The sequence below is a fragment of the Bacillus sp. FSL K6-1366 genome (genome assembly GCF_037976695.1).
GTDB lineage: Bacteria > Bacillota > Bacilli > Bacillales > Bacillaceae > Bacillus > Bacillus subtilis.
In genome coordinates this window covers 3,488,552-3,507,141 of sequence record NZ_CP150268.1, presented here as the reverse complement: position 1 = coordinate 3,507,141, position 18,590 = coordinate 3,488,552, and the positions used below count along the sequence as shown (strand labels likewise).

Below are 18,590 nucleotides of genomic sequence, written 5' to 3'. Positions count from 1 at the left end.
AAAAACTCCCTTGTCTATTGTTTGGTTTCATCTTTTAAAAACAGACCTTTCTGAGAAAGGTCTGCGTATGGGCTTGATTCAGCTTTGATTAAAACGTGTCAGACAGCTTTTCAGGGACGTCGAAGTCTTCGAATGTAAATGGAACTTCTTCCTCTAACGCTTCTGAATCGACATCAAGGCTTGCGATTTTCGCAGAGTCAAAGTTGACGTCGTACAGTGTGACTCGCTCTGTGCCCCGGCCGGAGGATTGATCATCCAGCACAGCTTGGAGCGTGAAGTAAGGGTCGCTGCCTTTTTTGACATAGTCCATCATCAATAGCACGAATTTTGATGTAACTTTATAGAACGTTGCGGTCCCTGTTCCATTTGCCCCTGTTGTCTTATGGCCTGTCATGCGGCGGCCCATAATGTTGACTTCAGATTTGTTTTTCTCAACGTTTGCTTCGAATGTTTTGATGTGCGCCATTTCCTCACCATCGAGAAATAAGCGGCCTTCTTTTCCTGAGATTGTGTTTTGTGCTTTTAATGCCATATTAGTTTACCTCCACATTAAAGTAGAATTTTTCTGCTGCGTCGACAGGCTGAACAGCCAGGTCAATCAAGAAGCCGTCACGATCTTCATTCATTGAAATTGTGATATCTTCATCGGAATCAAAGCCAGTGATGCCGCCTGCATCCTGAAGCGTTGTCATGTATTGCGTGATCATCGTTTTTACATACTGCAGTCCGTCTTCAGATGCCGGGATATCGCTTCCGCTGCCTTTTCTTGATTTAATTAAGGCTTTCAGCTCGCGTGTTAAATCATTATTCACAGCATCCAGGACACGAACGATTTTGTTCTTCGCAAATTTCTTGTTTTTCTCAGCTGTGAACGTCACGAGTGAGTTAATGTCCTTTTCTACGCTGACGGATTTATCACGGGCGTCGAATGTGAATAAAAATTCACCTTTGCCCAGACGTTCAACAATCGTATCGTGGTCGAGGCGGTGTAACACATCAACTGCGCCTTCGTACTCTACAAATGTAAGTGATTGGTTAAAGGTTGCTCCTGCACTCGCTCCAGCTACCCAAGCTGTTGCTTTGTCGGGTGTAACTTCCGTGCCATCTTCAAGCAGCACACCCTCGGTTACGTTGATGATGCCTTCATAATCACCGGCATAATTGGCTGTGACGCCTTGCACTTTTTGTCCTTGGCCGTCGCGAAGGCGTTTAATGAAAGCAGCAAACGTCGCCTTCAACTGGTCACCTTCTGCAACAGGCAGCGCAATCACATCAAAGCTCTCCGTTTCAGCCGCGGCTAAGAAATCTGTATAGTCGGAGTTAACAGGGGCTTTATCCGTACCGCCAGATAAACGGATTCCCGCGGATGCATTCAGCGTCTCAGCTGCAGTGTCTCCTTCTGATCCAGTGAGAGGAATCGTTGAAGAAAGATCGCCTGTTCCGGTAAAAGTGACATAGCCGTTAGCTGTTAATTCTTCAGCCTTTTTGACAGTCTGTTTATCAACCTCTGATTCGTCCATATATGTTGTCACATCGAAAGAATTAGCATCCAGCACATTTTGATTGATGCGGATGATAATGTCATTACCTTTTGTTCCGCCATATACTGCAGTTGCTTTGACGCCTTCAGCAATATCAGCAGACGCTCGGACACCTTCGGTTAGACGGTACATCAATACCGTTTTCGCATTTTTCTTCGCTTCACGCAGCAGCAATAGAGACGGGTCATCAATGCTGATGCCCACTTTTTTGTTTAGGTCTTCAACGCTGGAAATGGAGACGAACGTTTTCGCTTCGCCCCAGCTTGATGCGACCGGAAGTGCAACTGTTCCCCGTTCACTGAGTGATACCCGCTCCTGTGCCGTCGTTTTAAAGTTAAAATAAATGCCTGCACGTTCTTTTTCTTTGCCTGTTGTAAATGTTCCGCCATTCATGATGACATGACCTCCTTGGTTAGAAATGTTTGAATCAATTGGTTGGCTTCTGATTTCGTCATACGTGGTTGATCCACGCCAAATAAAGCCCCCTGAAGAATATCCGGCTTAACGCCGAACAGTTCCTTCGCGTGCTTAATCAAATCCGCTGTATCAAATAGAGCTTCCCGGCTCTTTGTATGTACAGCCTTCTTCTGTTGTTTGTCCTTTGACACCGTTTATTTCACCCCGCTGTTCATGTCGATATCCTGTAAGACAGGCTGTTCTGTTTTGTGATAATAATATCGGCTGCTCCACCTGATAACCATGGCCGCCTCGCCCCTGTCCCCTACCCTTGTCTCGATTTGGGAGATGCGAACCATATCCCCCGTCTTCTCGCCGGATTCACTCAGCAGCGGAATCATATTTCTCGCTTCTCTGATGGCATCCGCGAGCCTGTCCGCTTCATCCAGCGCCTGAACGGAGTCCAGATGAAACAGTTTTACATTGAGACTGTAGGTTTTTTTAAATGTGGAGACCGTATCTGTTTCCTCGAAAACAGATGGTGGCGGGACATATAACGACGGCACCTGAAAGTGATCAGGAAGCTCGCGTTCATAAATGGGAACAGACCACCGGCTGTACAAAAACGCCATGATCGATCCTGTTTCACTGTTCATCCTGCTCCTCCTTTACAGCTTCTTCAGCCACTGGCGCAGTTTGCTTTCCAGCGATTTTTCAAACAGCTGTTCATATAAAAGCAGTGCATGATCCCAGTAGCCCGTGCCCGGTATCCATTTTCTCTTGAGCGCCATTCCCGTTGAAGCCGCTGGATCATAAATAAACCGTGAGCCTTGAAAACGCCCCGGCACCCATCTCACATCTTGTTTTGATGTCCAATGGCCGTCATTAAGAAATGAGGCGTAATCAAGCTGTGTCCCCACCTCAAGCGAAAGCCCGCCGCTTTGCACAATCCAGAGATTGTCCTCTGCGCCTTTCTCAAAGGAACTGAGCAGTTTTTCTGTATCAATCGTTTGTGTACTGATGAGTTCAGATTGGACGATCTCCAGAAAATCTTGCCCGCACTCCTCAAGCCACCGGGACGCCTGTCTGGAAAAACCGCCTGAAGCCGCTTCTCTTAACGCCGTGTTCAGCTGTTTCAATCCCGCTATTTTCATAGGCTTTCATCCCTGACTGCGATGACCTCCCAATGATGATGTCTGATCCTTTTCGGCAGCTTTAGTATATATTTATGATTCTCCCAAATGATTTTATCGTTCACGCGGATGTCCGCTGACAACGGAAAATGGACGAGAAAGCTATGATATACAGTTTGATCCGGATCCTCCTGAATCAGCTGCTGCGTTTTTTCGGTAAAATAACAAGGGACATCTTGTTCATCGGGTGTCTCTGGATATGAAATCACCGGCTGCAGCCTGTCTGCCGGAATCCCAAATCGGCCTGCAGACGGCGCTTGCGCTGCTTCATGATAAATGTCGCAACGGTGAATGAGCATCTGCTGATAGCTCATAAAGATCTCACCTTCAGTCTGGAGGATTCAGGGACGTAGCCCGGCTTGATAAACTCCTCGAGCAAATGATACACCTCAGGCCGCTGAATCCCGCCTTCTCCGGAAACCGTGTAGGAATAATCCCCCATTTTCTCAGACTGATAGCTCGATGAGGCAGATTCATCGCTGTTGACAAGCGCAAAATACTGGGCAAGCTTTACTAAAGCCAGCTTCACCTTACCGGGCAGCGGATCATACAAGCTGTCTTCAAAGCGGTGGCCCGTGATGAGAGCCGCTTCTGCTTCCGCCTCGATGATATCCTGCGCCAGCAGCTCTTCCGGCCTGTTTTTCACCCGATCATAAACCGAATAGGAGGCTACGTCAGTCGGTTCAATGAGCATGAGCTGACCACCTCGTTTCTATTATTCTTTTACGTTAATTAATTTCGCGCAGGCATCCTCTTCCTCGAACTTGCTGTCCAGCTTGGCCGTTAAGACAATAATGAATTTACGGGAGCGGATGTCTTTGTCGACCTCAATTCGGATATTGCGGGAGAAGCCGAGAATGATATTTTTCGGATGTGTGAGAATGATATCAGAAGCGTCATATTGCGCGTCTCCCTCACCGACTGTGTACGGCTGAATATTGGATACCCCTTTGACCGGTACGCCGAATGCTGTTGACAAGCCGCCCTGAACAGCCTGGTCCCCAAGGTTTGTCTGGCGGTCTGCCACGCGGTCCTTCCATTCAACTTCTAAGCCGTGAGACGTATAGAATCTGAATTCCTGAGGGATGCGCAAATATTTCGGCGGAACTGCCTTTAAGCCTTTCTTGAATGTCGCTCTGGACAATTCTTCACCGTTCATGTCAACGATATGGGAAACCGCCTGTTTGCGGATGCCGTCCAGCTGTGCCAGATACGGATCAGCTGATGCTGTATCACCGTTAACGATCAGCTCTTCAATATCAACTGCTGCGCGCTCTGCTAAAATTTGCATGATCGTCTGCTGCAGGCCGTCTTTTTCAATATTGTTTTCAAGTGTGTCATACGTAATGTTAATTTCCGCAATGACTTCCTTCGTGTTCAGCTGGACCGTGCTTGTCGTTGGAACTGTCAGCTCGTCGTTTGACAGTGCTTTTCCTTCTTGCGCAGCCCGCAGAATACGCTGGCCGAAGCCGATTTTTTCAAATTTTTGCGAATCGTTTTCCATTTGAATCACGCGGGATTCACTGAAAATGGTCGGCGTGTTTTGCACCATGCGGATAAAAGCCGATGCTTGCGCAGGGTTCATAAGCCCGCCGCTTTTTAAAGCAGAAAGCGACATTTCCGCTTTCCGAATGATCTCTTGATTTCTCAATTGATTTCCTCCTCCTTGACTGGTTTTACAGCAGTCCGCTCCAGATTGATTTTTTGACTTGCTCTGTATTGCCGCCCGTATCGTCCGCTGTCTGCTTAGACGCGCCTCGCGCTTTTTCCAAAGCCTCGATGCGTTCGATCAGCGGGGCAAGCATGTCTTCAACGAGCTTTTTCAGACGCTCGTCATCACCCGTCTGCTCCGGCTTTTCCTCCGTGTCTGTGTTTTTTTCAATCCGCTCAAGCCGTTTGAGCAGAGGGTAAAGCGCATGCTCGAATGATTCTTTCATGTCTTCTTTTCTCATTTCTTCAGTCTCCTTCCCTGTTTTGTCAGCAAGCATTTGCTTGAATACACTGAAGAATCCCGCTTTTTCAACCGGTTCTTCCTCATATACATCTGCAGTGCCCGCCATGCTGTAGCCAGTGATGATTCCAGCCTTGATCTGTTCCCACACCTCGTCTGACGCTCTTGTCACGAGCACCCATGAGCCCTTTGTAATCCGCTTTGACCCGATCATAAAATCATCGGGCGCCACATAGGACTCGACCACGACGCCGGTTCCGCCCTCAAAGCTGTGATTGATATCAATCTCCCGTGCCTCCGCGAGAAAACCGTGCGCCGCTTTTTCAATTTCCTCGGCGGTCATAAAATCGCCGTGGGCATCAGGAACATCAGGCTCATACACGATTCCGTACACGAGCTTTTGTTCATCCTGCTCACTTTTTGTAAACAGCCGAACCTTTTTTTCAAATGACGGAGGTTCGGCTGACTTCGTAAAGAAAAATTCTGTCTGGTTAGCCGCCTTGTCTACATAACTGACAAAGCTGATTTTGGCATTTCTTAATTCTCGCGCCACCTGCTTGATTCACCTCCCTTCAGGACGTTTTGATATCTTCGATGCTTTCTTTCAACTCCTGCATGAGCGCAGTCAGGTTTGTCTTTTCCGCATCCTGTCCTGCAGGCCGTTTATAAATGTCCTCAGGCCACTCCTCAAGTGTTTTGCCAAGCACCCGTCCGGCAAGGTCGCGTAAATCATTCGGCGAGACCGCTCCTGCTGTAATAAAAGGACCGAGCACCTTCGCAATCTCAAGCGGATCACGAAAGTCCGGTCCTTTTAATGTCAGCCTGACGTCATGGATATTCAGCTCCGGCAAAAGCAGCGTGTTCAGTTTATTCACGAGCGTTTTTCGCTCCGGCTGAAAAACCTGCTCCTCCGTAATTTTTCTAGCAGTATCAGCTGTCGCCCGGTTGTATTCCTGGGCCTCGCCTGTATACAGCGGCGGGAGACGGAACGCGGAACGCAGCTTATTTCTGCTTTTTTCATCGTATTCAAGAAACAAGGCGTCGTTTTGGAGAATTTCCGCCAAGGATTTGATTTCCACGGAAACCGGCGTAATATCCTCGCCTCCGTGGAGATCCTTTTCTTTTGCGATTCCTTCCGCTTCGATCAGGAGAAATTTATGGGCGTTTTCCACGCCTTCAAGATCATTCATGTATTCCTGCAGCTCCCGGTAAGAAGCTTCAGACAGCATCCCGTTTTCCACTGTAATCGCAGCGGGGACGTGACGCCCCTGCTTAAAATACATAAAATTGAGCTCTTCTGCTTTTCGGGCCCCGTATAAATTGACAATATTGCCGATCCAGCGGGGTACACCGTATACGCCGCTTCCGATTTTGAGGTGAATGGCTTCATTTGCTTGATACTTCTCTGCCAATGTGTTTACATATTCACCTGTGCGCATATCCATTTTTCGCGGATCGCCGTATTCTTTAAAAAATACTTTCTTTCCATTGATCATCTGCACATATTTTCGGAAGCGTTTTTGCCTTTTGATCCTTTTCATTTTCCCGTTTTCTTCATATACAAATGAAACCTCTACAGGCTCGCCTGCTCCGCATACACGCATATATTTCACATCTAAATATTCGATGCCGGCAGGTTTTCCCGCCCCGTCGCGAAGCACTTCCATAAATCCGTTGCCTGTTTTTTCTCTGTCTTCGATGGCATAGCCTAAAATCATTTCAGCTGATTCATCAAAGTGAAGACATTTATAAAAGGCTTCGAGTCTGGCCCAGTCTTTTTCCGCTCTTTTCTTTTTTGCCTGATCGACATCACTTGCGTTGACATCAAATGTGTACTCAACATCGAATCCAAAGCCTGTAATATTCACTCTGTACGCATCAATGCATTGCTGAAGAATAGTCGAGTATTCGGCAATGGTTTTGAGCTCGATGATATTGTAGGGCGGAGCGATAATGTCCTCTCCGTACAGCTCAGAAAAGTCATCCTCATAGATTTGCTTTGTCTGAGGAGCCGCGGCATTGGCTTTAAATACAGTTGCTCTGACTGTTTGATTGTGCATGATTTATGACCTCCTCCTTTCTCGGTTCGGCCGGATTCGTTTGTTTGCTGTCTCTTTCATATCAGCAACCTCATAATCATCAAGCGCATACCAAATGGCAGAAAGCGTATGCGGGTCAATCGTGAATTCATCCTCAATCAGAGCTCCGTTTTTATCTTTGGCATACGTAAGTGTCTTGAGCTCATAGATGACATTTTCACAGCGGTCCGAACAGAAGATTTTTTTGAACCGTTTTACCTTTTTGGTATATTGAAGCCTGGAGCCGGGAAACTTACTGGCTCCAACCATCCGAAAGCCCTGCTGGCGGAAATATTGGATGCTTTTCGGCTCAGCCGAGTCGGCTTTGATCAATTCCTGTGTCTCAATAAACTCACGCAGCTCCTCAGCCGTCCTATCATCTGTCATTTTATTTTGATAATACTCCCAATAAATGTAGAGGTATTTTTTTTCAGGATCTACAGCAAGCCGGACGACGGCATTATAGGATTCCTCGAATCCAAAATCCATGCCTGTACGAAAGATTGGCTTGCTGATGGCTGCGATACATTTTTTTACTTGATCATGCGGGAGTACCTCGAACTGCGGCAGCACCCTGATCCCGTTGACGCCGAATCTTCCTTTGCGGGCAATCCGGTACAGGTCGGGATCATATTCTTTGAGCCCGTCAAGCTGTTTCACATAGCTTTCTGGGAGAAAAAGATTGTCGTTAGCGGTGGAATGATGGTAATACGTATCTCCCTTCACAATTGTCCGCTTTTCGTAAAGTTCGCTGTCATCCAGCACAAACCGTTTATTGCGTTCGTCCCGAAAAAAATGCCTGTACGTCCAATTGGAGGTGCCGACGGGATTGGTGGTACAGATCATATGAAGCTTCAGCTCAGGATGGCGAAGACGTCCGATTAATTCCTTGAACCCCTCATACTTCACCTCTGAGCACTCTTCAATCCATATTAATGAAATATTATGAACCGATTTTAATTTTGCCGGATTGTCCATTCCTTTGAACATGATCCGGCTGCCATTGTGAAATCGCAGCTGCAGCGGGGAAGAAAGAGATGCCACAGCCTTTGTGAGACCGAGCTCTTCGATCACCTCTTGAAACAAGGCGAAGGTCGAATCCCGATGGGTATCGAACACCTCCCGGATCACAAGGGCCGTCCGTTTTTCCTTCAGCAGCTTTAGCACGATTTTCAATGCGGTATGATAGCTTTTGGATGAGCCGTAGCCGCCGACGAGAAATTGGTACGTCTGCTTCCAATTGAACACGTAATCTTCGAAATGAGGGTTGATTTCTTTTACAATCATGACTTGCCCTCTTTTCGTTTGATCATAATTTCAATCGGCTCTTGGCTGTCATCTGTTTTCTCCGCTTTTTGTTTGGCAAGCTTCAACTTCTCATTTTCAATTTTTTGTTTAAATTGATCTGGAAACAAATCAAAATATAAGGATAGCTTCTCAAGCGCCTTCATTTTATCTGCAAGCTTGATGGCAATGCCTTCTTTCCCAAGCTTTGCTTCCGTTACAATGGTGCCATCAACGAGCCCGGAGTCTTTGACATCGACAAAGCTGATTTCCTTCATAATCGGATTATCATCTTCATCAAACAGCGGACCCGATTTCCCGACAGCCTGGACCTCTTTTTTTCCGAAGGTCACATAGTCCGTAATATCCGCAAACGCGATCTTGATATAAACCTGCAGCACATCCATCGCTTCAATAAACATCTCATTGACCATTTCTTTTTTAATGCGTCTAATTTCAGCAGCGACCTTTTCGTTTTTTAAGAGCCGGCTGCCCGTCACATGAGCGCTGTCCGGAGAATAGCCCGCTTTGATTGCTGACTGTGTGGCATTGAAGCTTTTGACGTAATACAGGCAAAACAGCCGCTGGCGTTCATTTAATTCATCGTTGTTTATAGGGCGCTGTTTTTGTTCGTTTTTGGACGCAGAAAACAGCGCCTCTTTCCATTTGTCTTGTTTTTTCCAGATGCCGATTGTTTTCGGGGAAACACCGATTGTGTCCGCAATCGCCCGATTTGTGATCTTTCCTTGATGTTGTTGATAGATTGCTAATGCTTGTTCGCGCTGTTGTGTTTTCATGCTACGGCATCACCGCCACCTCCAGCATGGTTGTTTATTCATAAAAGCGGCTGATCAACCAGCCGCTTATGTGTCATGCTCTATTCACTTATAGGTGGCAAACGTATGACAAGCTTTCAGGCAAGTGATCGATTCATGTCTTCCTGCTGTCTTTGCATCTTTAAACTCGCCCGTTTAATCGTCGTTTGCACTGTCGATTTTTTTACGCCGAGAAGATCGGCGATCCGTTCATAAGAAAAACATTCTACCTTATGCAGCAAAAACATTTCCTTTTCTCTGTCCGTTAACAGGGCTAATGCTTCTCGAATTCTATCTCTGTCTTCTTCTGATACCTGTCCGTCCGGCTCAAACATCATAGCGCTGGAAAATGATTCGATGATTCTCGGGTCCTTGATCATCAGCCGCTGGTAAGCATCACGCCGGTCAATCGCCCGTCTGATGCCGGGCTGCCTTCCTTTTTCAAGCCATTCTGTTACATATTCAAGATCAGTAATCATATTTCTGATGATTTTTTTATCCTTCAGCTCTTCAGCTGAGAGCACGGATTCATCTGCCTCAGCGAGCGGTTTATATTGTATTCTTGTTTGTTTGAGCGTGCGTTTATATTCAAATAGTAAGTCTTGCATTCTATGATCCTCCTCATTTTTGGCAAATAAAAAACGGACACCAATCAACGCACAAATGCTGTGCAATTGATCAGTGTCCGCAGGCTTTCCGTCTTGGACGTATTCTGTTTTCGCTTTAATTTAATTTGTAGCCGATTTCAAATTCCACACGGGCAAGATCGCCCTTTCTTGTTTCGACAAGCGTTTTTCCATGCTCGGGCGCTTCTGTGATCCATGCTTCTTGCCTGATGCCGTCCACAATAATGACACGGATTTTCCCGTTCTCCAGCTGGCTCTCCAGCGTGATGGAATCAATATGCAGCAGTTTTTTAGGATGAATCATGTTTTATTTCCTCCCCTTTTCGGTGCAGCGCTTGCTTCAGCTTTTTCTAATAGCTGAATGATGCGCTCCTTTGAATGAATAGAATTCCCTTTCAGAAAATCAAGTGCTGCTTTAGACGCTTCCAGCAATTCAGGCGCTGCTGCCATCAAAGCGGCATTGCTTTTTTGCGAATACGAGCTGAGGTCAAATACAGCTGCAATCAGCCGTCCATTTGAATATGGGAATCTTTCTTTTTCTTCTTCACTGTAAGCTGAATAAATATAGATCGGTTTCGTATCCCCGCACGGGACAGCACGCCACGGCGCAGGGCTTTTCTCTGCCTGTTTTGTTTTTGCCAACACTTTCACTTCCCGTCGTCCTTATACCATTGTTCAATGTTTTTTTCTGTTCGCTTTGCCCGAAACAGCAAAGCGATTAGTGCAGTCAGCTGTTTAATCATAGATATTCAGCCTCGCTTTTCCCGCTGTCAGCATTTGCTCCAGCTTTTGAATGACAGGCGTTAAGTCAGTGCCGGACCGGCAGTTCGGACATGGATGAAAAACGACTCCAATACCGGTATGTTCCACAATGACTTTCTTTGTTTGACAAAGCTTGCACATTATCTGACGCCCTCCAATCTATGGTTAAGCTCGTTGGCTGCTCCTTTGATAATCACTAGATAGTCACTGCACATCTCATAGATTCTCGTGCCGAGCGCTTCATCAACCCGTACAAGTGCTTCAATTGTCAGCTCGCTCGAAAGCAAAATCGGTTTATGATTTAAGTAGCGATAATTGAGTACCGAATACATTTGCTCTAATTGCCAATCTGTAGCGCGGGGTTTGCCGTTAACCGGTTTAAACAGATCATCAATGAACAGCACATCCGCCTGCTTCATCCGGTTCAGCTTCGCTTCTAATAGGGCAAAATCATTTTTCAGATCAGTAAAGCCTTCCACGAACGGAAAATAAATGACAGGCACATAGCATGTTCTCATTAATTCGTTGGCAGCGGCAGTCAAAAGGTGTGTTTTCCCTGATCCAGGCTGTCCTAAAAGGGCAATGCTGTTTTTTCGGCAATCCTTGATTTGTTCATAATCGGCAACATACTCTTTTGTACACTCAAATGCGTCTTTTATAGCCTGCGGCTTTCCCTCCGTGCGGAATTCCTTGAAGCCGAGCTGTCTGAAAGCGTGGGTAATCTCACTTGCACCCAGCAGCCGCTTCACTTTTCGTTCTGCCATGCAGCTGCACATCGTCCAGACTTCCAGGCCATTCTGCCTGACGAGATAACCTCCCTGATCCTTGCAGCGCAGGCAATCATACCTGCTTGCGTCTGATTCGGCCGGTTTGTCCGCCAGTAATGGACGTCTCCCTCTTCTCAGCTCGTCCAAAATCTGTTCGATTGTTCGTTTTGTCATGTTTTTTCATCCTCTCATGCTGAATTGCGGCATTCTTTTTGGCTTGCTGCGCGAAAAATCGGTCTTCAATGAATTTCGAGCAGTAGCGAAAGGCCTTGATTGTTTCTGAAGCGGCGGTCCGCCGGTTTTCAAAAGCCTGAAAGCATTCTTCAAGCCATTTGATTGTTTGCGTGACAGGAACGCCGATGGCAACAATGCGGGCGATGGCTTGATAATCTCTTGAGGAAGGATACACGGTGCGTCCTTCTTGAGCCGACCGTAATTGTGTAAACCGCTTCGCAATGTGATCCACTGCATCATCAGCAGCAGTATATTTGTTTGTTTTATCTATATCTGTACGGTCGTTTGTGTCCGGTGTCTGCGGCGAAAATGGCCGTTCTTTTAGACTCCCGTGTACAGTATTGTCCGATCTGAAGCTGAATTTTTTGGAATGCTTGACCGAAATCATCAGTCCGTATGGCGCACGGACGGCCTTTATGTAATCATGGTTTTCGAGAAGCTCCAGCCATCTTCTGACGGTTTTTTCACTTACGCCGAAGACTGCCGCCATTTCTCTCGCTTTTAACGGCTTATGGCCGAGTACGATGCCCCAGCTTACGCCGTCTTTTTCGATTTCTTTTGTTGTTGAGCTGATAAACCAGAGAAACAGCCATAGCGCCGGGCCAATTTTGTCATAATGTTCTGAATTCAATAACCCTGAATACGTCGGAAAAGGATAGCTTTTATCGTTTTTCATTGGACGCCGCTTCTCCTTTTAACATCATGTATGCTTGAAACTGTTCCTGCGTTTCAAAGTGAAACACCGGAAGGCCGCATGCGGTAAACGAAATGGTGCCGCCGGATTGTCCGAGATGGCGCTGATCTATGGGATTTTCACTAAAAACGATTTGGATCGGATACATGTGATCACTCTCCTGATCTTTTTTTGATACATTTTGTATCAGCTGTTACCAAGTATAAACGATACGTTCTGTATCATCAAGTTATTTTTGATACTTTTTTTATCATAACTTTATTTTGATACATATTGTATCTATAATCATAAGTAACTTAGGGAGTTTAAAAAAGAGAGGTCATAGTATGATAGGCGGCAGATTGAAGAGTCTCAGAGGGAAAAGGACACAGGAAGAAATCGCATCACACATCGGTGTGTCACGGGCACGATATTCCCACTATGAAAATGGGCGAAGCGAACCTGATTACGACACACTCCAAAAGCTGGCTGATTACTTTCAAGTAACGACTGATTACTTATTAACGGGGAAAGACAAAAAATCCGATGACGATATGTTCTCAGATCCGGACCTGCAGCTTGCATACCGCGATATGCAGGATTTTTCCCCAGAAAGCAAACAGCAGGCCATCGAATTTATCAACTATTTAAAAGAAAAAGAGAAAAACCGCAAACCGAAAAATAAATAAATCGTTCTCTGTTCTCTAAAACATATAAAAAGTAGACCGATATAAAGAAAAAAATGTTTATTTTTTAAAGAAAAGGGAAAGATTTCTACACTACTTCCCAGTCCTATACGGGCTTTTCTTTCTCGCTAAAAACAGAACAAATGTTCGAAAGGGAGTATTCAATTGGGCGATTACTTATCACATCTGGAGGAATACGTTAAAAATTTATACGGCCGGCTGGGCATCACATCCCCTCATCACATTGACATGCTGAAAATCGCAAAGGATCTGGATATTTGGGTGCACTTTGAGGATATGGGGAGCATGATGGTGAAATACGACGGCATGTACAGTATCGTATTAAACCAAAAAAAGTCACGGGAAGAGCAATGGGAGGATTTTGGCCATGAGCTGTGCCACGTGTTAAAGCATGCAGGCAATCATTTTCAGATGAACAAGCTCTTCAGAGAGCTTCAGGAATTTCAGGCAAATCAATTTATGTACCACTTCTGTGTGCCAACCTTTATGCTGTTGCAGATGGAACTGCCGCAATGGAGAAGCCAGGCACTCGCCACAATTGCGGCGGTATTCCGGGTAACAAAGGAATTTGCTGATAAAAGGCTTGACATGTTTGAACGGCGTAAAGCAGGTATTCAATTTCAGAAGCGGCTCGCTTATTTATTATCTCACAAGCGGCCACATGCGTACGAGGAAGGCGATCAGCAGCACTTGCAGGTCGCTGAGGAAAAAGCGTTATATCATATTGGCAAAAACATCTGATCAAATACGGGCTGAGGATATATTCCTCAGCCCAGAAGAGAACCTAACATTTCGACATTGGGGGAACTGTATTATGCAGCCACATGGGCGCCGGTTTAAGATGAGGCGCAGATGCGAACGCAATCGGAGCCGGGATATACCTGAATTCACCCCGGCCGTCAAAGGCTTCCCCATGTGCCCATCTTCCTTGTGAGCTTTCATCCCCCCTGGAAAAGTTAAACAGGTCATAGGAGACTTCCTGCTTTTCGAGCTCACGCGGAAACGTCGTCGGGACGACAATATCCCGTTCTCTCTCCTCCAGCTCTTTAATGGCCGCGTACCACATATTTTGATGATAGGTATCCCTTGCAATCAAAAATGACAGCATATCTCTTACCCCTGGATCATCGGTCATGGCATAAAGCCGTGTCACCTGAAGGCGTCCTTGGGCCTCCGCATTTAAGTTAGCGCGAAAATCGGCCAGCAGGTTTCCGCTTGAGATAATGTATTTTGCATTCCACGGATAGCCCTCACTATCTGATGCCATCGCCCCCAATCCGGACACAATCGCGTGCTGAGGGTTCATCCCTGACATGACTGCTGCAATAGCGGGATTGCTTTTATAAGCATCCTCCTGTACATCCGCGGGTGCATTGTCCAGAAGCCTGGAAATCATCGTTGCCAGCATTTCTACGTGCCCAATCTCTTCGGTCCCCACATCATATAACAAATCTTTATACTTAGCATCCGCCCTGCAGTTAAACCCTTGAAACAAATACTGCATCATGACGCTAATTTCACCGAATTGGCCGCCGAGCACCTCTTGAAGTTTTTTCGCATAAACCGGATCGGGATGAGCTGGCTTTGCTTGATATTGAAGCTCTTTTATATGATAAAACATGAATCATTCCTCCCCACACTTTCGCACAACCCCAGCGTATGAAGGAATAGGCCAACCGTGCAGGTCCCGTCTAGTTTTATTTATAAAAGCCAAGCTTGACGGCTTCCACATATCGATCAAACAAATCGTTTTGTATGTAGCTTTTATCACGGCACCCAAAATTGCGGAATAGCGCATTTCGCTGTGCCGTGCTTACCTCCAATTGCAGTCCCATTTCTCTTTTCGTCCGATTGACAATATTGTTTGGGTGTACACCTGCCAGGCGGTCTTTCTCATTAGTGAGCTCGGCGCTAAAACCCGCTTCATTCAGACGCTCACAAATGAGCTTGGCTTTTTTACGATCCGCCCCGCCGACCAATGTATGCGGGATTTTCGGATCATAATACCCGTGAAACGCTAATGCGTAATGGTGGTCATTCACTTTTTCTAAAGCCAGCGGCTCATCAAAACGAATGCTAGTGAGATGCAAGGAACGGTTGTTTCGCTGCTTTAGACCCTCAAACAAATAGATGGAACATCGATCCGAAAATGCCCGCACCAGTTCACTGACGCCAGGCTCAATTCTGCCGCCGTGAGGACCGAGGACGATAAGCTCACTTCCGTTTTTCTCCTCATAAATAATCCGGTACTCCGACTCAGAAGCAGAAAGGGCCGCAAAGCTGTCATACATATCTTCCATCTTGAACGCCCCCCTTTACCAGTCAGCACCAGTTTACTCTACTCATCTATGAATGAAAACCTTTTTTATAGTATGATTTGATAGAATACGCAGAGGAGGTATATGATGGGGTTTATTGATGGATTACTCGGCAATGCGTCAACACTGTCAACGGCTGCTGTAAAAGAAGAGCTTGCTCATATTTTACTTGAGGGTGAGAAGGTTGAAGCCGCGTTTAAGCTGGTTCGCGATTTGATTGTCTTCACTGACAAGCGGCTTATTCTTGTGGACAAGCAGGGGATCACAGGCAAGAAAACGGAGTTTCAATCGATTCCGTACAAAAGCATTTCCAGATTCAGCGTGGAAACGGCCGGCCGCTTTGACCTCGATTCAGAGCTGAAAATTTGGATTTCCGGCGCAGAGCTCCCTGCCGTCTCAAAGCAGTTTAAAAAAGATGAGAGCATTTATGATATTCAAAAGGTGCTTGCCGCAGTTTGTATGTAAGGCAAAAAGACGGAAGCTTCACAGCTTCCGTCTTTTCATTTACAGCTTTTCCTCCAGCTTCGCTTTCGTTTTCGGACCGTAAATCCCATCAGCCGTTAAACCGCTGACAGACTGAAAACGTTTCACTGCATTTGCTGTTTTCGGGCCATAAACGCCGTCAACGCCGTGATTTTTCGCTCCTTTATCAGGATAAAAATAAAGAGCGGCTAAAGCGGTCTGCACCTGCTTTACTTTTGTCCCTTTCGTCAGCGGGCTTGTCACTTTGATCACGCCGGATGGGAGCGGATATGAGGATGCGGCATGGCTTTTAGAAGCAGATGCCGTCTGAGGCAGTTTGATCACTTGTCCGACTTTAATGTAATTCGGGTCAGTGATATGATTGATGCTTTGCAGCGTTTTCACACTGACTCCGTGTGATGCGGCAATCCCTGACAATGTGTCGCCTTTTTTCACATGATATTCAGACGCTGAAGAAGAGACTGCAGCTTTTTTAGCTGATACGCCCCCGTTTAATTCCTTTTCAATTGCCGCCTTCACTTGATCCCAGCGCCCCTCTGATAAAATGCGGTGCGGGCAATACTTTCCGTTCCAGTCCTGGTGCTTTCTCACCCGATCGATGCCCCAGCCGCGCTCCTTCAAAAGCTGTGCTACAAATGAAATCGCCAAGGCTTCAGCTGCCTCATACTTCGGGCCTCCCGATTTGCTGTAGCAAATCTCAACACCGATTGATTTGCGGTTTCCCGGACCGTTTGTGCCGTCACCTGTGTGCCAGGCGTTTCGGTTAAGCGGCAGACCTTGAATCACCTCTTGATCATCGACCGCAAAATGAAAGCTTGTCGAGCTTGTGTTCCCGATCATATAGCTGATTTCATTGGCCGCTGATGCATCGTTTGCCGTGTTGTGAATGGTAATGTATTCAGCGGACATTGCATTAGGACACTTCAACGCGTATTTCGCCTCAGAAACCAAATTTTTCTTTACTGGAATGCTCACCTATCATCTCTCCTTTTCTTTTTTCATAAATAGGTGGCATTCGTAGGACGAAAAGCTCATATCATCTATCACCGTAATATGGATAAATGTGTTAAACTGAAGTTCACGGAGGGTCTGAATATGTATACATATTTAATGCTGACAATGAGAACGGAGAAATTTAATCAGGAGCATGTGGCTGGGCACTATGAATTTCTGGATCGTTTACAGGCAGAAAAACGTTTAAAAATGTTTGGGCCATTCAGCGACGCCACAGGCGGAGCGTATGTCATCGAAGCAGATTCACTGGAAGAGGCAGCGGAAATCGGCCATGCGGATCCGCTGGTGGCAAGTGGATCTTCTGAGCTGACGATAAAAGAATGGAAGCTGAAGAAATAAAAAAGACCCCTAAGGGTCTTTTTTTATGCATCATGTTTGATTGCGTGCCGCAATATGAAATGTTTTCCCTTCTGTGTTTGCTGTTTCACCTGCATGAACCATCACCTGAGTAAAGCTGAACCCGACCGCAACGAGCAACAAACCTGACATCCATTTAGATTTCATATAAACAATCTCCTCTCTGGATTTGTTTTTGTGCGTGCACCATTTTCTCATAAAATGAAAGTGCTTTTTCGGGCTGTCCGTTTTCTATATAGAATTGGGCAGCATCATGCGCCAGCTCTTCAATATAAGGATACAGCATATGTTCTTCAAGAAATTGAAAGGTGTGTGAGACCGATTCTGTGTCAATGTTTTTTCCGTATAACGCATGTAAAAATTGAAAAAGCTCCACAAATAATTCATCACTGTATTGACGGGCGATTTCCAATCCTTCACGATACTTTTTTTGCGCTTCGGCGTCATTTTTTTGTTTATACAGAACTTGTGTTAAAGAGTAGATAGAATGCGGAAGATTATCGAACTTTTCCGACTTGCAAATAGAAACAGATTTCTCAAAGTATTCGGCTGCCTTTTGCAGTTCACCCATTTTCTCATAGCAGTTTCCGAGATTATATAGGGCAGAACTGATCAAGCGGGGATTGCCTTCTTTCTTTGCAAGATCTAAAGCCAGTTCTAAGTGGGGCAATGCTCTTTCTGGATACTGCATATCATCATAATTACCTGCAATAACGAATTCACATTGGATTCTGCGGACGGTGTACGTTTCATACATTTGGTATGTTTCTAATGCCTGAACGGCGTAGCTCATCGAAACATAGGTTTGTTTTAAATTGTAAAAAATCTCAGCCATTTTAAAAGCAAACTCTGCTTTCTCAATATCATCCGAGACGAGGGCAAGATTCTTTTCTGCCCGTTTATAATACATCATGGCACTGACAAACATCTTCTGCTTAAATTCATACATTCCTCGAAAAAAGTTAAAGTAATATTCGAGAAGCCCTGTCAGCTTGTACTGATTCCCTTCGATGTCTTCTAACAATTCTGAAAACTCCAGCTGCGACGTGTCCTCTCCAAAAGGCTTAATGTAATCCAGCATGACACGGTGCCTGAACTCCATTAAAGAATAATACAGCAGCAAATCTTGGTCTTCTTCCATATCCTCAATTTCTCTTTCTACTTCGAGCTTGACCCGTTCGGCTTCAGCGACGTGGAACTGCCGGATATGAGTATACCATTCATTAATTTTAAGCCCGACATAAGAGGACGGAATCGTCTGCTTCATCCTCAATTAATCCCCCCTTTTTGAATTACCCGAGATATGTCATATTTTATCATATTTGCAAGAAAAAGAAGAACGCAAAATAACCGCAATTGTCGAATTTCGGCTAACCGCAACAAAAAAGCAC

Annotated in this window: 28 protein-coding genes; 4 read left to right on the top strand and 24 right to left on the bottom strand. The window is 45.8% G+C overall.

The features are described from left to right. Nucleotides 1-88 precede the first annotated feature (88 nt). From MHI44_RS18410 to MHI44_RS18320, 19 genes are all read right to left on the bottom strand, one after another. Entirely contained in the window at nt 89-532 is a 444-nt protein-coding gene (locus MHI44_RS18410) for a phage tail tube protein (RefSeq protein WP_003232677.1), read from the bottom strand. Nucleotide 533: 1 nt separating this feature from the next. Further along, nucleotides 534-1,934 (bottom strand): phage tail sheath family protein, encoded by a 1,401-nt coding sequence (locus MHI44_RS18405; RefSeq protein ID WP_339202519.1) that lies wholly within the window; start codon nt 1,932-1,934, stop codon nt 534-536. Then, nucleotides 1,931-2,149, bottom strand: a complete 219-nt coding sequence (locus tag MHI44_RS18400; protein ID WP_003232679.1) for a hypothetical protein — start codon at nt 2,147-2,149, stop codon at nt 1,931-1,933. Before MHI44_RS18400 ends, MHI44_RS18405 begins: the two co-directional genes overlap by 4 nt. A 3-nt stretch (nt 2,150-2,152) precedes the next feature. Beyond that, on the bottom strand, nt 2,153-2,593 hold the full coding sequence (locus MHI44_RS18395; protein WP_003232680.1) for a phage-like element PBSX protein XkdJ: 441 nt from the start codon (nt 2,591-2,593) through the stop codon (nt 2,153-2,155). Nucleotides 2,594-2,605: 12 nt separating this feature from the next. Continuing rightward, a complete protein-coding gene (locus tag MHI44_RS18390) occupies nt 2,606-3,091 on the bottom strand; it encodes an HK97 gp10 family phage protein (RefSeq protein ID WP_129133955.1) in 486 nt (161 codons plus the stop codon). Next, nucleotides 3,088-3,444 (bottom strand): YqbH/XkdH family protein, encoded by a 357-nt coding sequence (locus MHI44_RS18385; RefSeq protein WP_339202518.1) that lies wholly within the window; start codon nt 3,442-3,444, stop codon nt 3,088-3,090. Before MHI44_RS18385 ends, MHI44_RS18390 begins: the two co-directional genes overlap by 4 nt. Beyond that, on the bottom strand, nt 3,441-3,824 hold the full coding sequence (locus MHI44_RS18380; protein ID WP_021479474.1) for a DUF3199 family protein: 384 nt from the start codon (nt 3,822-3,824) through the stop codon (nt 3,441-3,443). Before MHI44_RS18380 ends, MHI44_RS18385 begins: the two co-directional genes overlap by 4 nt. A gap of 21 nt (nt 3,825-3,845) precedes the next feature. Then, nucleotides 3,846-4,781 (bottom strand): phage major capsid protein, encoded by a 936-nt coding sequence (locus MHI44_RS18375; protein ID WP_003232690.1) that lies wholly within the window; start codon nt 4,779-4,781, stop codon nt 3,846-3,848. Nucleotides 4,782-4,806: 25 nt separating this feature from the next. Next, nucleotides 4,807-5,634, bottom strand: a complete 828-nt coding sequence (locus MHI44_RS18370) for an XkdF-like putative serine protease domain-containing protein (protein ID WP_003245836.1) — start codon at nt 5,632-5,634, stop codon at nt 4,807-4,809. Between the two features lie 19 nt (nt 5,635-5,653). Next, entirely contained in the window at nt 5,654-7,141 is a 1,488-nt protein-coding gene (locus MHI44_RS18365) for a phage portal protein (protein WP_003232695.1), read from the bottom strand. A 3-nt stretch (nt 7,142-7,144) separates the two neighbouring features. Beyond that, nucleotides 7,145-8,446, bottom strand: a complete 1,302-nt coding sequence (locus MHI44_RS18360) for a PBSX family phage terminase large subunit (protein WP_339202517.1) — start codon at nt 8,444-8,446, stop codon at nt 7,145-7,147. Beyond that, nucleotides 8,443-9,240, bottom strand: coding sequence for a phage terminase small subunit (gene xtmA, locus MHI44_RS18355; RefSeq protein WP_015252283.1), 798 nt, complete (start codon nt 9,238-9,240; stop codon nt 8,443-8,445). Before xtmA ends, MHI44_RS18360 begins: the two co-directional genes overlap by 4 nt. A gap of 116 nt (nt 9,241-9,356) precedes the next feature. Then, complete coding sequence (locus tag MHI44_RS18350) at nt 9,357-9,866, bottom strand: sigma-70 family RNA polymerase sigma factor (protein WP_015715732.1); 510 nt, start codon at nt 9,864-9,866, stop codon at nt 9,357-9,359. 115 nt (nt 9,867-9,981) lie between these two features. Then, the gene (gene xtrA / locus MHI44_RS18345; RefSeq protein ID WP_339202516.1) at nt 9,982-10,188 is read right to left on the bottom strand and encodes a phage-like element PBSX protein XtrA; all 207 of its coding nucleotides are present in this window, start codon (nt 10,186-10,188) and stop codon (nt 9,982-9,984) included. Continuing rightward, nucleotides 10,185-10,535 carry a phage-like element PBSX protein XkdD gene (xkdD, locus tag MHI44_RS18340; protein WP_015252286.1) on the bottom strand — a complete coding sequence of 117 codons (351 nt, stop codon included), beginning with the start codon at nt 10,533-10,535 and terminating at the stop codon, nt 10,185-10,187. Before xkdD ends, xtrA begins: the two co-directional genes overlap by 4 nt. Nucleotides 10,536-10,619: 84 nt before the next feature. Beyond that, on the bottom strand, nt 10,620-10,787 hold the full coding sequence (locus MHI44_RS18335; RefSeq protein ID WP_003245588.1) for a hypothetical protein: 168 nt from the start codon (nt 10,785-10,787) through the stop codon (nt 10,620-10,622). Further along, nucleotides 10,787-11,587, bottom strand: a complete 801-nt coding sequence (locus MHI44_RS18330) for an ATP-binding protein (RefSeq protein ID WP_339202515.1) — start codon at nt 11,585-11,587, stop codon at nt 10,787-10,789. Before MHI44_RS18330 ends, MHI44_RS18335 begins: the two co-directional genes overlap by 1 nt. After that, complete coding sequence (locus MHI44_RS18325; RefSeq protein WP_003245799.1) at nt 11,487-12,323, bottom strand: phage-like element PBSX protein XkdB; 837 nt, start codon at nt 12,321-12,323, stop codon at nt 11,487-11,489. The genes MHI44_RS18330 and MHI44_RS18325 overlap by 101 nt, the downstream gene beginning before the upstream one ends. Further along, nucleotides 12,310-12,489, bottom strand: coding sequence for a hypothetical protein (locus tag MHI44_RS18320; RefSeq protein ID WP_015715728.1), 180 nt, complete (start codon nt 12,487-12,489; stop codon nt 12,310-12,312). The genes MHI44_RS18325 and MHI44_RS18320 overlap by 14 nt, the downstream gene beginning before the upstream one ends. Before the next feature lie 178 nt (nt 12,490-12,667). On the opposite strand from MHI44_RS18320, the gene xre reads away from it, so the two are divergent. Next, nucleotides 12,668-13,009 (top strand): HTH-type transcriptional regulator Xre, encoded by a 342-nt coding sequence (gene xre / locus MHI44_RS18315; protein WP_003232719.1) that lies wholly within the window; start codon nt 12,668-12,670, stop codon nt 13,007-13,009. Between the two features lie 162 nt (nt 13,010-13,171). Beyond that, nucleotides 13,172-13,768, top strand: a complete 597-nt coding sequence (locus MHI44_RS18310) for an ImmA/IrrE family metallo-endopeptidase (protein ID WP_015715727.1) — start codon at nt 13,172-13,174, stop codon at nt 13,766-13,768. A gap of 43 nt (nt 13,769-13,811) precedes the next feature. Here MHI44_RS18310 and MHI44_RS18305 read toward each other — a convergent pair whose 3' ends face one another. Beyond that, a complete protein-coding gene (locus MHI44_RS18305) occupies nt 13,812-14,648 on the bottom strand; it encodes a manganese catalase family protein (protein ID WP_003245071.1) in 837 nt (278 codons plus the stop codon). 76 nt (nt 14,649-14,724) lie between these two features. Beyond that, the gene (locus MHI44_RS18300; RefSeq protein WP_015252289.1) at nt 14,725-15,327 is read right to left on the bottom strand and encodes a poly-gamma-glutamate hydrolase family protein; all 603 of its coding nucleotides are present in this window, start codon (nt 15,325-15,327) and stop codon (nt 14,725-14,727) included. 105 nt (nt 15,328-15,432) lie between these two features. Between MHI44_RS18300 and MHI44_RS18295 the strand changes: the two genes are divergently transcribed. Then, nucleotides 15,433-15,810 carry a PH domain-containing protein gene (locus MHI44_RS18295; RefSeq protein ID WP_014479546.1) on the top strand — a complete coding sequence of 126 codons (378 nt, stop codon included), beginning with the start codon at nt 15,433-15,435 and terminating at the stop codon, nt 15,808-15,810. A 39-nt stretch (nt 15,811-15,849) separates the two neighbouring features. Here MHI44_RS18295 and MHI44_RS18290 read toward each other — a convergent pair whose 3' ends face one another. Continuing rightward, on the bottom strand, nt 15,850-16,803 hold the full coding sequence (locus MHI44_RS18290; RefSeq protein WP_015252290.1) for an N-acetylmuramoyl-L-alanine amidase: 954 nt from the start codon (nt 16,801-16,803) through the stop codon (nt 15,850-15,852). Between the two features lie 120 nt (nt 16,804-16,923). On the opposite strand from MHI44_RS18290, the gene MHI44_RS18285 reads away from it, so the two are divergent. Beyond that, a complete protein-coding gene (locus MHI44_RS18285; RefSeq protein WP_003232731.1) occupies nt 16,924-17,181 on the top strand; it encodes a YciI family protein in 258 nt (85 codons plus the stop codon). A 30-nt stretch (nt 17,182-17,211) separates the two neighbouring features. Here the strand turns inward: MHI44_RS18285 and phrA are convergent, their stop codons facing one another. Together phrA and rapA are read right to left on the bottom strand one after the other, a co-directional pair. Continuing rightward, entirely contained in the window at nt 17,212-17,346 is a 135-nt protein-coding gene (gene phrA / locus MHI44_RS18280; protein ID WP_003245487.1) for a phosphatase RapA inhibitor PhrA, read from the bottom strand. Continuing rightward, nucleotides 17,336-18,472 carry a response regulator aspartate phosphatase RapA gene (rapA, locus tag MHI44_RS18275; protein WP_015252291.1) on the bottom strand — a complete coding sequence of 379 codons (1,137 nt, stop codon included), beginning with the start codon at nt 18,470-18,472 and terminating at the stop codon, nt 17,336-17,338. Before rapA ends, phrA begins: the two co-directional genes overlap by 11 nt. Between the last annotated feature and the right edge of the window lie 118 nt (nt 18,473-18,590).